Here is a 14,275-nt window from a genome sequence, read left to right on the forward strand (position 1 = left end):
AAATCAGCACAACTTGATGTCAACACAATTGCTAAAAAGTATGACAGCCAAACTGGAATTAGCACAGCAACCGTCGTCGAGAACACCAGCTTGGATCGCAACTGCTTCATTATTTGCCAGCCTGATCCCCCTATCTTTAGCACCAATCCTCGTCAAATTGTGCGAACGAGAAATAGGTTCAAATGCCGTAGCATTCCATCGCGGCTGGATCGCTGCCATCGTCTTTGGGTTGTTGAGCGGACTTGAGGCTTTGGACCGCCAAAAATCCGATCGCCAACCCGTAGAACAGAAGCCTTTTACGATACGAGAATTGGGGCTATTGGTAGCATTGGGAACTTTTGGAGCGACCTACTTCCTCCTGTGGTCTTTGTCGCTGACTCAAACCAACGTTGCCAACGTTACGTTATTTTGTGGTTTGAACCCGCTGTTTGTCGGTTTGGGGGGGTGGTTGTTATTAGGTCGGCGCTACAATAGCAGATTCATCATTGGCATGGTTTTGGCACTGGCGGGAGCGATCGTTATGGGATTGGATGACGTGCAGTTCGCCACTAACCAAGTACAAGGTAATGCCCTCGCCTTGCTATCGGGGATTTGTTTTGCTGCGTATTTGATACTGCTAGAACTGCTGCGAGAACGATTTACCACGGCAACCTTATTGCTGTGGCGCTGCGCCTTCACGACTGTGTTTGCGTTTCCCGTCCTCGCCCTCGCCGAAGAAACATTGTTTCCCCATTCCTGGATGGGGTGGTTTTTCGTAATTTTGCAAGCCATCTTGTGCCAAGTGTTGGGTCAAGGACTTTTGGCTTACAGCCTCAGCAGGCTGTCGTCAGGGTTCGTCGCCGTCACGCTGCTTTTCGAGCCAGTCCTTGCCTCAATCTTCGCTTGGGTAATTTTCTCTGAACGCTTGGGTTTCTTTGACTTGATGGCGTTTGTCGTGATTTTATCCGGTATCTATGTAGCTCAATCGAGTCAATCTGCCGTTAAAGAAACCCCCGAAGTAGCGTAATTGATGCGTGAGAGCAGGTGGATGATATTTATGCAAGTTCCACAAATACGGTGCTGCGGGCAAACTCTTCCTCCTCCGGCGAAAAGTATGGAGCTTTATCGACCAGCGCGGGGTCAAAACGGTATGTCTCCTGAAGGAATTTGCCGCTGATGACAGCCGACTCCAAATCCTTGATGTATTCTTCGGCGATCGTGCAAGCCTCCTTAATGCCTTCCTCATCGCTATGGTCTAACAGCTTCTGCAATGTTGCTCTCACCCCAGCCAAGCGTGAAGCTGGCTTGAGAATACCGTAGAGGCGGAATATCCGATCGACTGATATGCTCAGATGCTTTAGTGCTTTGCTCCGTGCCAGTTCCGAGTCCAGACTCGGCCAGTAGCGGGTAGTGTAGAAAGCTTTCTCATCTTTGTGATACCACTCCTCGGAACGAGCAATCGATGAAGAGACGGTGTTGTGTAGCTTCCAGAAGAATAAGCGCAGCGAGGAGCCATCGACAACTGTAGACAGCTTGGCATCCAGCAACACCTCTAAGCTGTTGAGCTGAGGATCGCGTCCGAGCAAAATGTACTCCATCGGATACATATCCACCTCTTTGTTCTGCACCACGTACATATTGAGGTGGTGGCGGCAGTAGGGACAGGGGTACATGGTGGCAAATCGTGTAAAGAAGTCCTTAAAGACTGCCGCCACCAAAGCTTTCTGCTGTTCGGGTGGCTTGGTATCCACGATCTCCGCAGTGGTGTGGAAGAAGCGCCACACCGCAGGACCAATGTAATAGGGGAAGCTGACGCGCATTTGGGAGTCTTTCACGTCACTGCGCCCCAAATACACATCAATGAATGACACATACTGCGAGAGCGCCCCTGACTCGCGCCCAAACTCTTGGCGTTCGCGCCGTTTCTGCACCCCGTTGAGGTAGTAGTGTGTCAGACGCCATGCCTGCTTGAGGGCCAGCTTCTGTTTTGGGGTGCATTTGTGAAAGTTTTCTGCCACATCTGCCCCATAGCGGCTAAATTCCCCAACTGCTTTGGTGTCTTCGTACCACCGATCCAAAGCAGCTTCATCAGGCACCGTGTTGCTTTGGATGTCTGCGGCGGTGCTGACACTGAAAGCAGCAAGCAGCTTTGGCATGAAATCTTCATACCAATAAACTACTGGCATCATGGCACCATTTATTTCTTCTGAGGCATCGGAGATGATAACGCGGTTCCACTTGTTGAGGTAATCTTTTGGGTCTCCCAGCGATTGTGGGGGCGGTGGGGCCAGCTCTTCATTCAGCTCAATCTGCCTCAAGCGGTTGAGTTCGTTGATTGCAAGTACGCCCTCTGCGATGTCCCGGAAGCTGAAACGCTTCTTCTTCATTGTTATGGCGAATTCTACGCCCGCGGCAAACTTCTCCTTGACGGAGATCGATTTACGGCGTGCCTCCCGCATCGCTTTTTCCTCTGCCAACATCTCTGGCGTTTTTTCGATCGCCTTCCAGTTTTTGATACGGTCTTCTAGTCGGGCGTACTCATTCTCTAGAGATTCGACTGCTGCATCCAGCACTCTGTTGCAAGCTTTTTCCACTACACCTAACCCCTTGTACAGCTCGATCGCCTTCTGGACAAACTGCACGAAGTCGGTGATTCTGTATGGCAGGTTTCTGACGCGCAGGTGAGTTTCGTGGTTGGCGGAGAAACTCTCGCGGAAACAGCGGTAAGCTGCTCCTTGGATCAAGCGGAACAGACCGATCTGCATTTGCAGGCGCGAGGTACCGGACTCCTTTTCTTGTTGCGGGTGTTGCGCCAGCAGTTCTTGAAGCCTCGCCACCTCTGGATCTGCGTCGCTGGGTGCTGCTTGCGGAATGAACTCGGCGATCGCCGGATCGGGATCGGTGGCAGATGGATCTGCTGTGGCAGGTGCCGTCTCCTGTGCGGTTGTCTGAGAGGATTTGGTGAAGGTAATGGGCGAATCTTTGTAGCCAGTTGTTAATTCTGACTCGTCGGGTACCAGCTTCATGAACTCTTCAAAGTCAATTGAGCCACCGCCATCGCGATCGACCTCATCGATCATTTCTTTGAGTTCTCGATCCGTCACCCCAAACTGGCTCATGACGCTGTGCATCTCGTTCGCAGTGATACGACCGCTACCGTCTTCATCAAACACGCTGAATGCTAGTTTGAGACGGCTTTTGCGATCGCCTTGGTTGGACACCATCAGCGTTTTGAATTCCTCAAAATCGATACTGCCCGACAAGTCAACGTCCACCTCTTTAATCGTGTCGCGCAGCTCCGTGTCGCTGGGACTTTGCCCCAGCGATCGCATTACCTGCCCCAGTTCCTCTACTGAGACGGCACCGTTGCCGTCTTCATCAAACGCTTTGAACGCTTCCCACAGCTTCTCCACTTCCTCTTCACTGAAGGTCGCTTTTTCCAACTTCACAGGTGTCATATAGATATTCCTTAATGATGTATTATTTGCGAAATGCTATGTTTCAGAATAATACAGAAGGGGAAATTCCGTACATGAATCTGTAAAATTGGCGCGCAACCGCAGCATCCCGACGATCGCAAATATATCGGGTGAAACGGAAATTCCGGGTATAAAAACCCTCGTCCGCATAGGCGGGTTTAGTCTGCGTACATGAGAATTCCATTCACTCTTTTTACTGCATTGGGATACGGGATCTGCTGCCGCGATCGCTTCTACTTGTAGATCGATCTGCCTGCGATCTGGCTGTTCAGATTTTGATGATGGCTAAAGTATTCTTCAAGGACATTGTGGAAGGATGTTGAAACTACCTTTGCGTTGTCTACTTTTGTCAATTCCTCAGTTGTTATGTCTAGACTCTGCAGTGAATTTTTGTAATTAAATTCCTCTCAACAGATAGTGTATTTAGCATCGACTTGTACGGGCTGTCCATTAATGCTCAAAGATGCAAGCTGATTTTCGGAATCACTGTAAACTGCCTGAATACCTTTGCTGACCTGAAAACAACAACTATCCTCAGACATTCTGTTTTCCAGTCTCATAATATATGCGAATATCTGGGTGAGCTGTACGCCGGTCACTTTAAGTTTATAAAGTACACCGTCGTAAGGAAGAACTATTTTAAGGTCGCTCAATGTAACTAGAGGCCCTAATTTTGTGCCGCGGATTGAAGCACTTCCGATCGGAACCACGTCAATGTTATCGAGTTGGGCAACAATATCAGCAATTAAGTTACCCAAATCAGTTTCTTCTTCACGCTTAGGATGGGTCAGTTGACGTGCTAATCGTCCAATTAGTCGATTATATTTGCGATCGACCTCTTCTTGGAAAGTCGCAATCAGCTTTTCGATTTCTGGATCTGGCTGAGCCAGATTATTATCTACAGGCAGGAGTTGCCACTTCCATTCAACAATGCTGTTAGTATCGTCATCCACTACAATATCGAAACGTCCTATTTGGTCTTTAGCAACTCCGGCTTGTGCGATCGCTCCGTGTATGTGCCAGTTGGGGAGTGCGGAATATGGGGTTTAAGGCGTAATCTTCAGACTTGCCCAATTCCACTCAAATTACAGATAAGCTGTTGTGCATTTAAACCACTAACTTGGCTGTTCCGGGTGCGTCAGAGGCGACCACTTACGCTTAAACGGGAAACACTTCGGACGCCCGGCACCATACAATCTGTTTTAAATGTTCAACAGCGCTTCATCGGAATTAATATTACCCACAGTCAGGACACGGCGAGTGCCTAAGTCCCTACAATTAATCGCGGTAGGGACTTAGGCACTCGCCGTGTCCTCGGTATCGTTCCGATGCCATCGGAAACAATATAATTTGTGATTGCGAGGGTCACTCCGTGAAGCGAAGCAATCGCCACCATCTGAGATTGCTTCACTTCGTTAGCAATGACAAGTGATTAGCCGAACATGATATAAGTTAGGTTGCACTTAGGCTCAACCCAAATCTCTGGCTCGGTCATCTTTTCTGGCTCATTAAACCAAAGAGTCCGTCAGGATCGATCGCATTCATCAGATTGTAGGGCTTTCCGAAACCGAGCCTACCCCCCGATGCACAGAGGTTTCCGAAACGAAATCCAGAATGTTGCCATTACTATTATCTGGTTGTGATACATCCATACTTTTGGGGATAGCAGCAAGTTGGATACCCTCTTTGTGGAACCGTTGCCGAATCATCCGGATCACGTCTGAATGGACTGTCCAAAAATCATCTTTGTTCACCCACCCATCGGCCTTCAGACTGATGTAATAGTCCTCAATGCTCCACACTTGCGTGCTGGGGGCTGGAGCTGCTAAAACTTTGGGATGCGATTTGAGAATTTCTACGAGCAATTGCTCCACTTTACCCAAGTCTTCGTCAAAGCCAATCCGCAAGGAGTGTGTAAATTTGCGAGTTTGAGCGTGACTCAGGTTTTCGATAGTGTCGCCCCAAACCGTGTTGTTGGGAACGTTAAACATCTGACCGTCAAGGCCTTTGATTTTCGTGTTAGCTAAAGTGATGGACTCTACCCATCCCCAAAGTTCGCCGAGTTTGATTTCGTCACCGACATCAAAGGGCTTGTAGGCCATAATCATCAAGCCGCTGGCTATGTTACCCAGGTTGCTTTGCAGGGCGAAGGCCAAAATGAAACTCAAACCCCCAACCAGAGCTAAAACTGGACCGAGGCTGACTTCCAGGGCTGTCAGAGCCACTAGAAACCCGACTACAACTCCGCCGCGCTTGACGAGCATCACGATAAATTGGCGCATGATTCTCGATGTGCCGCCGAATACCTGCATCAGTCGGTAGAGGATCCCGCCGAGGATTTGAGAGACAATGACGGAGACAATCACAATCCCGACGAACTTCCCTGTATTGCCCACCCAGCGCAGGCCACCTTCTTCAGCTTTTGCCCAAGCCAGAAGCCGCACGCCCAAACCTTGGGTATCTTTGGTATCTACGTCGATACTCATAACTGCTTGAGTGTACTGGCGGTAGGGCTTAGGATCGCCACCTTTTTTCTCCAGTTCTTCTAAGATGGCGTTAAAGCGATCGTCGATCGCCGTTAGCTGCGACTGGAGTTCGGTAACAGTGACTACGAGTTGGTTCTTTGCAGCAGAATCCGCATCGGTACTCTTTTGCAAATTTTCGGTCGTTGTTTTGAGTTCCTGTTGTTTTTGTTGGAGGTTCTGTTGGTTGTTGACGACTCCCGGCTCCCCAGCAACTTTCTCTTCCCCGTTGTTTTTAATTTCGGTGTTTGCAACGGCGGCTGTGGCGTTGTCTCGCTCCTGGGAGGATTGGTCTGTTGCAGTACCCCCAATATCTTTGAGCTGTTGTTTGAGGGCTTCGTGTGCTTTTTCGACCTGCTGGGTGGCTTGCTCGTATTCCGGTGAATCGGGCTTTGCACCTTTTTGAGCTTCTTGGGCGGACTCGAACGCTTTGATGGCTGCTTCTAGTTTTTCGATCGTTTTGGTCGCCTCGGAATAAGCTAGAGATCCAGCAACGGCTTTATCTCGATCGACCTTTACTTTATCGAGAGTTTGTTTGGCTGTTTCTAGGTCGCCCGTTTTTTTAGCTTTTTCCAGCGTCTTATTGGATGTCTCGTCTTGTTTTAATTCGGCTTTGGTTGTTTTCGATTTCTCGACTGCTGACTGAGCTTTTTTGAGGCTTTCTTTGGCTTCTTCTACCTTTTTCGTTCCTTCTAGATATTGCGGCGAACCAGGGGCAGCACCTTTTTGAGCTTGCTCCGCTGCTTCGAGGGCTTTTTTGGCTTTTTCTAGGGCATCAGTGCCTTCTTGTTGTTGGCTGATGGCTTGATTCTGGCGCTTGATGGTAACTTCAGCTTCGCTGATTTCGCGGGCTTTTTGTTGGAGTACAAGCATCCACGCTGCTGTCTCGTCTCGGAGTTCTTCGAGAGTGAGCGGCTTCAGGAGGAGTTTGAGTTCATCGACGGGAATATTAATATCTTTGGTCGTTGTTGCTGCTTTGGGGTCTGCTGGTTTCTCTGGTTGAACTTGTTCCACCTTTGGAGTGTTGGCATCTTTAGCTGGCTCTTGTTCTTGCTCCTGCGATCGCACCGGAGTCGTCCATACGACGCCAACACAAACGACTGCTGTCAGGATAATTGCTCGAATTTTATAACGTGACATTTGTTACATGCTCCCGATTTTGATATCTAACAAGTTCATTACAGAACTAGGTTTTTTAATAGAAAATTGGACGGACTGTGGAGAGACTAAATCTGTAAATTGCTCCTTTCTTGAACTTGGAGCTGACATAATTTTTGGGATTTTTGTCAGATATATTAGTATCAACTCTGGGCGATCGCCAATTACGATCCAACAGGGGATGCAGTAGCAGAGACGACGTTCAGGTTAGCAACCAACCCATAGGTTGATATGTAGTCTTCTAACTCTGCTAAATCAACACTGCCATTGCCATCGCTGTCAAGAATGTTGAACAGATAATCAGTGACGTAGCTTCTGACTTCTTCAGAGCTGCGTTCGCCTGTCGTCATATTTTCGATTAACCCTAACAACTCCGTAATTTCGGATCGATCGAGCGACTTACTTCCATCCGTATCCAATTGGAGGAACAGCTTTTTAACATCTTCTGTTGCCACTCTCGAAGAACGCAGTGTTTCTCTGAGTATATCATTGCTGAATGAAGTCATAAACAGAACCTGCTCGACGAGTGGGATGCAGAAAAAGCCCAGCGCGGCCCAAAAAATTGCATATTTTACGGCTTCTGGATTTGCAGTTGCACTAACTCCGATGAAAAGAGCCGCCCAAAGGAAAAAGTTTGGGTTCACAAGCAGGATATAAGCATCCCGAGCTTCTGCCTTACTTAGCTTGCCCTTTGTAAACACTGAGGTTAATGTAGCTGCTACGCGCATCGACACAAAGACCAAAGTTCCAATTGCCAGTTGTTGCAGACAAGCTAGCGATCGCGCTGTATCCGTTGAGGAAAATATATCGCTGAGGAATGTTGCCGGAGTAAACTGAAACCCGGTTGCCAAAGCCATTAATGCCACAGCCAGCACGCCGATAAATTTCCAGTTTTTACTGTGGTGGTTTGATTCTACAGGAGATTTGTCGCGCCAAAACTGGGCGATCGCACCCGGTATTGCCAGACCTAAAATTAAAATGACAGCGAAAAAGATCAGGCTGTCAATGTTAATGGGTAAATTGGCAACCTTCAATGTAGCCAGAAGCGCCAGTGGAGCAACGATTGATAGGGTTCTTGACAATAAAGCCGACGGATAAAGATTGCCGCCCCAAAGCACGGATAAAACTGGGGAAGTCAGGGCTGGTGGAACCATCCAAAACAGCACCCACAAAACTTTGTACAAATCGGCTTCGATCTGATACAAAAATCCAGAAAATATTAAGAATAGTCCAACTGCCCATCGCACTGCCATCCACCCGTAAACTAGATACTTCACAGTTGAAGTTACTTTGCGTTTACTCGCGGCAAAGTCAATGTCCAGGTAAGTATAAAACGTTGAGGCCGCAAGACACGCAACGATTATTGCTCGAAATAGGGCTGACGGAATCCCTCCTGCTGCGCCGCTGATTGCCCCTACCAAACTTCCCACCAAAAAGGCGGCGGCATAGATCAAAATCGCCCACATAATTGAAAGATCGTTGAGCTCTTTCCGCACCGAAGCGGCACCGCCCGATTCCTTGTCCCGAAACTTGACGAGATCCACACCGCTGAGAGCTTTGCCGTTGGGGAGTTTTAGGTGTTTATAAGCTGTCGGCGGTAGACCGCTTAAATAAAGTGCTAGAGGCTCCAATACATATTGGTGGCACACTACTAGAACTGTTTCTCCGCGTTCCAAGTGCGGTACAACTTTGTCTTCGTAGAAACGGGCAGCGCGAGCGTAAACTTGGGCAATCTTTTCGCCAGCCGGAGGTGCTTCGTTGTGCGAGTGCAACATTTCCTCGAAGCCTTCGTAGCCCAGGGCTAGACGCAGCAGATTTAGGTTGCGCCCCGCAAAAATGCCAAAGGATTTTTCGCTAATTCGATGGTCTATCTCAACAGGAGTATCGGGCGACTTTACGGCCTGACTTTCAGCAAGGGCGATTTCACAGGTTTGCCTAGCGCGTCTCATGTGGGAGACATATACTGCGTCAAACTTTGTACCTTTTTTCTTCAGGTCAACACCTGCACGGCGTGCCTGCAACCTGCCAAATCCTGTCAGGTCAACATCCAGAACTCCGGCAAAAATGTTGCGTTCGTTACTGGTACTTTCACCGTGCCGAATAAAATAGACACGTCCTAGCTCTTCTGCATTGAATTCTTTTGGTGAATCGGCAGAAGTAGCTGTGGTTACATTATGGGATTTACCTGCAACTTCGATCGATCCATTTTGGGTACTTTCTACCTGGTCATCTAAGTTTCTAGTGTTCATGATTTACTTTCACTAAGCCTTAAACTGGATTTAGATTTTTTTCTAACGTTAAAGTTTGAGACTTTCAAATCAGACGAGTTAACGGCCAAAAGCACTCTAGCACGAAACCACGGTAATAGACCGTGCTGAGCATCATAATTTGCACGGTCTTCGATCGTGCTTTTTGTCCAGCAAAATTTCTGGTAAAATCACCCGAAGTAAAAACAATCCAAGTAGTCCACTTTCTCGCGGTTTACGAGAAAAGGGAGAGCTATCCTAAAGATTGAATTTACTCCGGTTGGTATCAAAGCTCTTGATGATTGCAATAGTGCGGGCTGTTTTGAAGTCCTAGTCTGAAAGCTGTGATTTTCGGTTGAGCGATCGCGCGGCCACCCTCCTAGCGATCGCCCTGCAACCCTTCTTCTACGGTGGGTTATCAAAAACTGTCGGCAGTGTTGCGATTAGCGATTTTCTGAAAGCCCATCCCCGCGTGCGATTTAATACTATATCTTTTCTCCTATTCGCCAAACTTATATTTGATAGAAAGCTTGTAAAAATTCGTCAAAAAAAAGTGTCTATACTCAAAGTATTACGCAGATTTTTTGGGTTTAAAACAGCAAAATATGACTTGAACGCGCCAAATCCGAGGACTCATAAACAAGATTTAGATTCTCTTGTGAGTTTAAAGTTTGAGAGATTTAAGTCTGATCGGTTAACGACAAAAAGCACTCTGCTACGAAAGCACTTTCTTTGACCGTGCTGATTATAGTCTGACCTTAACCGTTACATAAAACTTACCCAAAGCTACCCAATTTTGTACAAAATTGGACTTTAGAGCTTACTTCCTGTTTCATTCTGGCAGTGTCGGCACTCACCAGTCCGCAGGCTAACCCCGCCTAACTGACGGTTTTTGACAAATTAATCGCCGCGTTGAGATCGCGGTCAATAAAAATGCCACAATGATTGCACTCAAACATTCGTTCGGAAAGAGAGAGTGTTTCTTTTTTGCTTTGGCAATTAGAACAGGTCTTGCTTGATGGGAACCAACGGTCAACAACTACCAACTTTGAACCGTACAATTGGCATTTGTAGGTTAACTGACGGCGAAATTCAAAGAATCCCATATCAGCAACAGATGCAGCCAGTTTGTGATTCTTCATCATGCCGGACACGTTGAGGTCTTCGATCGCTACTGTGCCGTGGTTTTTGGCAAGTAGTGCCGTCAGCTTGTGCAACGTATCCGAGCGTATGTTGGCTATCTTTCTATGCAGTCTAGCTATTTTGACTTGCTCCTTTTTCCAGTTGATTGAACCGATGGTTTTATGGCGGCTCAGCCACTGCATTCTTGATAGTTGGGCTGCATATTTCTTGTAGGACTTAGCACCAGTAATTACCTCACCCGTTGAGAGGGTAGCCAATGCTTTAACGCCGAGATCGACTCCTACAACGCAAGTCCTGCCTGACTTTCGCTCTTCTACCTTAAAGCGAAAGCTGATAAACCACCTATCCGCTTGCCGGGATATCGTGCAAGATTTAGTCGGGACTTGCGACAGTCTTTCATAGGTTTTAAGAACACCAATCACCGGAACTTGGATTTTGTTGTTACCCAAGACTTTAACCGTACCTTCCAGCGTGAAAGAATCTCGTCGTCCTTTCTTTTTAAACTTCGGCACTCCCGCTGTCTTTTTGAAACACCGCTTCCATGCCTCTCGCAATGCCATTAATGCCTGTTGTGGTGTAGATTTACTGCACTCGTAATACCAAGCATTCTCCGACTTCACCATAGCTACTAACAATTTGTGCAAGTCAATAGCTGTGGGAAATTTGAGCTTTTCCTCTGGATGAGCTTTGTTATGGTCGAGAATGTTTTTGGTCAGCCACAAACCCCAATTCCAAGCGTGACGCGCCACTCCGCAATGCTTGGCTAGCAGTACGCGCTGTCGGGCATTCAGTTTTAATTCGGTTTTGAATCCGAGTAACATGGCAGTCCTTTAATCCATTCTCGCGTAGGCTTGTGACATATTCCAACCTTGACGGTCGGCGTAGGCTTGAAGTTTGTCCAATTCACGGGCGATCGCTCCGCAAGGCTTTAAACCATCTATTTCTCTTGCGTGGCATACACTTTTTGTGAAATGCGGTCTTATGGTAGTCGATATTAGACCACATTTGGGTACTGAAAACCGTACAGAAGCAGAACTTGCTTTGAAAAAGCTACCCACAATTGAGCAACAATGGGTAGGTTTGTCTAAGAATCAAGTTACAGTTTCTCACCCTCGGAGTGTAGCAATACTAACTGATGCAGGAGCGATCGCGCGACTGACAATATAAAGTCTACGAAACCCTAACAGCTTCTCGCAGCCGCTCCACATCGCGCATCGGTGGTGCACCAAAGAACCGCTTGTACTCGCGGTTGAAGTGCGAGGCATCGTCGTAACCCACGCGGTAGGCAGCACTGCTAGCGTCAAGGTTTTCCCCCAGCATCAGACGGCGAGCCTCCTGGAGCCGCAGTTGCTTCTGGAACTGCAAGGGACTCATTGCAGTGACAGACTTGAAGTGATGGTGAAAGCCTGAAACACTCATTCCCAGTTCTCGTGCGATGCTTTCAATCCGAAGCGGCTCGTTAAAGTCTTTACGAAGTCGATCGACGGCTCTAGCAATTTGGTGGGTAGAGCCACCCAGAACTGCAATATGACATAGCCGACTACTTTGCTCTCCCATCAGGAGTCGGTAAATGATTTCCCGCTTAATCAGTGGTGCGAGAACATGAGCTTCACCAGGGGAATCTATAAGCCTGACGAGCCGCACCACAGCGTCCAACAGATTTGCATCCAACGGACTTACGTCAATCGCTTTCACATCAGCACGGCTGCGCGATGAGGGCTGCCCTGCCTCGACCATGACTGAGCCAACGAGGTTGGGGTCGAGATCGAGGCGAAGGCTAAGGTACGGTAGCGCCTTTGACGCTTCCAGAATTTGGCTGACAATTGGCAGTTCGACCGTAGCCAGCAGATAATTCATCGGGTCGTACTGATAGCGATCGCAGCCCAGAAGCACTTCTTTGCTGCCCTGGGCGATCGCACAAAAGGCAGGGATAGAGACACTGTGAACGCATTCCGAAGGTGAGGAGGAGCGGTAGAAGTGCAATCCCTTCAGCGGCTCGATCGTCCCATCATGACGGATCGCCTGTGCAATCCGCTCAGTCAGTTCGTCTCTGTGGGCTTGCGCTCTGTCTGCCTCGCGAAGAGCCTGCGGGTCGTTCATTAAATCGCGATCGGACGTTTCACTCGTTTTTGCAGCGTTCATTTCTAAGTTTGCAGGATTGTACAACAATTTTAGACTATCGTTCTATTGCTTGCCCTTGAGAATCCTTTAGAATGAAGCTAAAGCAATGAAAAACCATTTCGGCTTATTATAAGCATTCTGGATTTTTATACAAGAGTAAACTCAGTTTTGATTGGGCAAGAGATTCCCCTACTGACCACCAAAAGGGCATCAAGGCGAACCTTGCTTCTTAAACAATTCATCCCTATTGATAGAGCAGGCGCTAAGTGCTCGATCTCTACAATTGGGGTAGCCAAAGGAATTCAGACGATGGACATCAAACGAAGTGGCGCACAGCCTTCTGCCAAGGAACCAGCCGAGTATTTTACCGGCACTGTCCGGGGCGATCGGTCGCAAAAGGGTCTGTTTGCTGCTTACACTGAATCGACAGGACGAAAATGAAACTGCTCACCGCAACGGTCATATCGCTTTCTCTGCTCGCTTAATGTCGCCCTTGATTCCACATTCTAGCCCTTTGGTGTAGTGCGGCTATATTATATTGATGTTACGTTGGGTTAATTTGAGGTGAACGCCTGATATAGATGTTAGCCAATGCTCGTGAAGGAGCGAATTTAAAATGACTAAATCTGTTAGTGAAGACTACCAAATCAGGACAATACTTAGCATCGCCGACAAAAATGGCTTCATTTTGGACGCAGACAACTTAAATATTAACAAATCCGGAATGGACTTCATAACTACGTTTGCTACTGCCAAAGAGGATAATACCAAATGGGTATTGCGATTTCCCAGAAGACTTGATGTTCTCGAGCGTATGTATTATGAAAGAGAAGTTCTTGAACTGGTTAAAAGCCAAGTCGATGTGAGCGTTCCCGTCTGGAAAATTGTTTCGGATGAACTGGTTGCCTATCCGCTATTAAAGGGAACTCCTGCCGGGACTATAGATCCAGATATCGGCAATTATGTATGGTACATCGATCCGAAGTCCCCGCCTGCTGTATATATTTATTCGGTAGCAAAAACACTGGCGCAACTTCACAGAACACACATTGAGGTAGTGAAACAATTCAGTATCCGAGTTCAAACAGTCGATCGAGTGCGGCAATCTATGGCAGAGAATATGGAGAAGACCAGAGAACTGCTTGGTGTTTCTGATACGCGCTGGACACGTTGGCAGGACTGGATTGCCAATGATGCCTTGTGGCCTGGGCATTCGGCTTTGATTCACGGAGACTTTCACCCCGGTCATACGCTTGTGGACAAAGACGGAAATTTGATGGGACTAATCGATTGGACAGAAGCCGCAGTCAGCGATCCTGCCAAGGATTTCGTCTGTTTCTATGCCACCTTCGGCGACCAAGTTCTCCAGGATGCGATCGAGCATTACCAAACTGCTGGTGGGATCGTATGGTCTTATATGAAGGAACACATCATAGAACTCTGGAATGCTAGTCCCGTGGAATACGCCTTATTCGCCTTGCTAACTGGAAAGGAAGAACATATAGCTGGGGCTCGAGCCTCTTTAGCTTGGAGTGGATGATATTGGTTCAATACGGGTGGCCGCCGAGATACCTGCAAATAGGGACACGTTGTAAATAAATATTGCAGAGAAGCGCCTTCGGTGGGT

Annotated in this window: 10 protein-coding genes; 4 read left to right on the forward strand and 6 right to left on the reverse strand. The window is 47.8% G+C overall.

Annotation, left to right across the window (positions count from 1 at the left end; all coding sequences use genetic code 11):
* The first annotated feature begins 40 nt into the window (after positions 1–40).
* Positions 41–1,006 carry a DMT family transporter gene (locus QUA56_RS15820; RefSeq protein ID WP_333359169.1) on the forward strand — a complete coding sequence of 322 codons (966 nt, stop codon included), beginning with the start codon at positions 41–43 and terminating at the stop codon, positions 1,004–1,006.
* Positions 1,007–1,034: 28 nt separating this feature from the next.
* Here the strand turns inward: QUA56_RS15820 and QUA56_RS15825 are convergent, their stop codons facing one another.
* From QUA56_RS15825 to QUA56_RS15845, 5 genes are all read right to left on the reverse strand, one after another.
* Positions 1,035–3,437 carry an EF-hand domain-containing protein gene (locus tag QUA56_RS15825; RefSeq protein ID WP_445242915.1) on the reverse strand — a complete coding sequence of 801 codons (2,403 nt, stop codon included), beginning with the start codon at positions 3,435–3,437 and terminating at the stop codon, positions 1,035–1,037.
* A gap of 428 nt (positions 3,438–3,865) precedes the next feature.
* On the reverse strand, positions 3,866–4,411 hold the full coding sequence (locus QUA56_RS15830; RefSeq protein WP_333359170.1) for a 5'-nucleotidase C-terminal domain-containing protein: 546 nt from the start codon (positions 4,409–4,411) through the stop codon (positions 3,866–3,868).
* Between the two features lie 591 nt (positions 4,412–5,002).
* Positions 5,003–7,120 (reverse strand): mechanosensitive ion channel domain-containing protein, encoded by a 2,118-nt coding sequence (locus QUA56_RS15835; protein ID WP_333359173.1) that lies wholly within the window; start codon positions 7,118–7,120, stop codon positions 5,003–5,005.
* 182 nt (positions 7,121–7,302) lie between these two features.
* On the reverse strand, positions 7,303–9,387 hold the full coding sequence (locus QUA56_RS15840) for a histidine phosphatase family protein (protein ID WP_333359175.1): 2,085 nt from the start codon (positions 9,385–9,387) through the stop codon (positions 7,303–7,305).
* Between the two features lie 875 nt (positions 9,388–10,262).
* A complete protein-coding gene (locus QUA56_RS15845) occupies positions 10,263–11,348 on the reverse strand; it encodes an RNA-guided endonuclease TnpB family protein (RefSeq protein WP_333359177.1) in 1,086 nt (361 codons plus the stop codon).
* 160 nt (positions 11,349–11,508) lie between these two features.
* Here QUA56_RS15845 and QUA56_RS15850 point away from each other — a divergent pair, with 160 nt between their 5' ends.
* The gene (locus QUA56_RS15850) at positions 11,509–11,694 is read left to right on the forward strand and encodes a hypothetical protein (RefSeq protein ID WP_333359179.1); all 186 of its coding nucleotides are present in this window, start codon (positions 11,509–11,511) and stop codon (positions 11,692–11,694) included.
* Between the two features lie 3 nt (positions 11,695–11,697).
* On the opposite strand, the gene QUA56_RS15855 is transcribed toward QUA56_RS15850, so the two are convergent.
* A complete protein-coding gene (locus QUA56_RS15855) occupies positions 11,698–12,669 on the reverse strand; it encodes an AraC family transcriptional regulator (RefSeq protein ID WP_333359181.1) in 972 nt (323 codons plus the stop codon).
* A 288-nt stretch (positions 12,670–12,957) separates the two neighbouring features.
* On the opposite strand from QUA56_RS15855, the gene QUA56_RS15860 reads away from it, so the two are divergent.
* Together QUA56_RS15860 and QUA56_RS15865 are read left to right on the forward strand one after the other, a co-directional pair.
* A complete protein-coding gene (locus QUA56_RS15860) occupies positions 12,958–13,089 on the forward strand; it encodes a hypothetical protein (RefSeq protein ID WP_333359183.1) in 132 nt (43 codons plus the stop codon).
* Between the two features lie 283 nt (positions 13,090–13,372).
* Positions 13,373–14,188 carry a macrolide 2'-phosphotransferase gene (locus QUA56_RS15865; RefSeq protein ID WP_333359185.1) on the forward strand — a complete coding sequence of 272 codons (816 nt, stop codon included), beginning with the start codon at positions 13,373–13,375 and terminating at the stop codon, positions 14,186–14,188.
* Positions 14,189–14,275: the final 87 nt, after the last annotated feature.

The organism is Microcoleus sp. N3A4, from assembly GCF_036701805.1.
Classification (GTDB): Bacteria; Cyanobacteriota; Cyanobacteriia; order Cyanobacteriales; family Microcoleaceae; genus Microcoleus.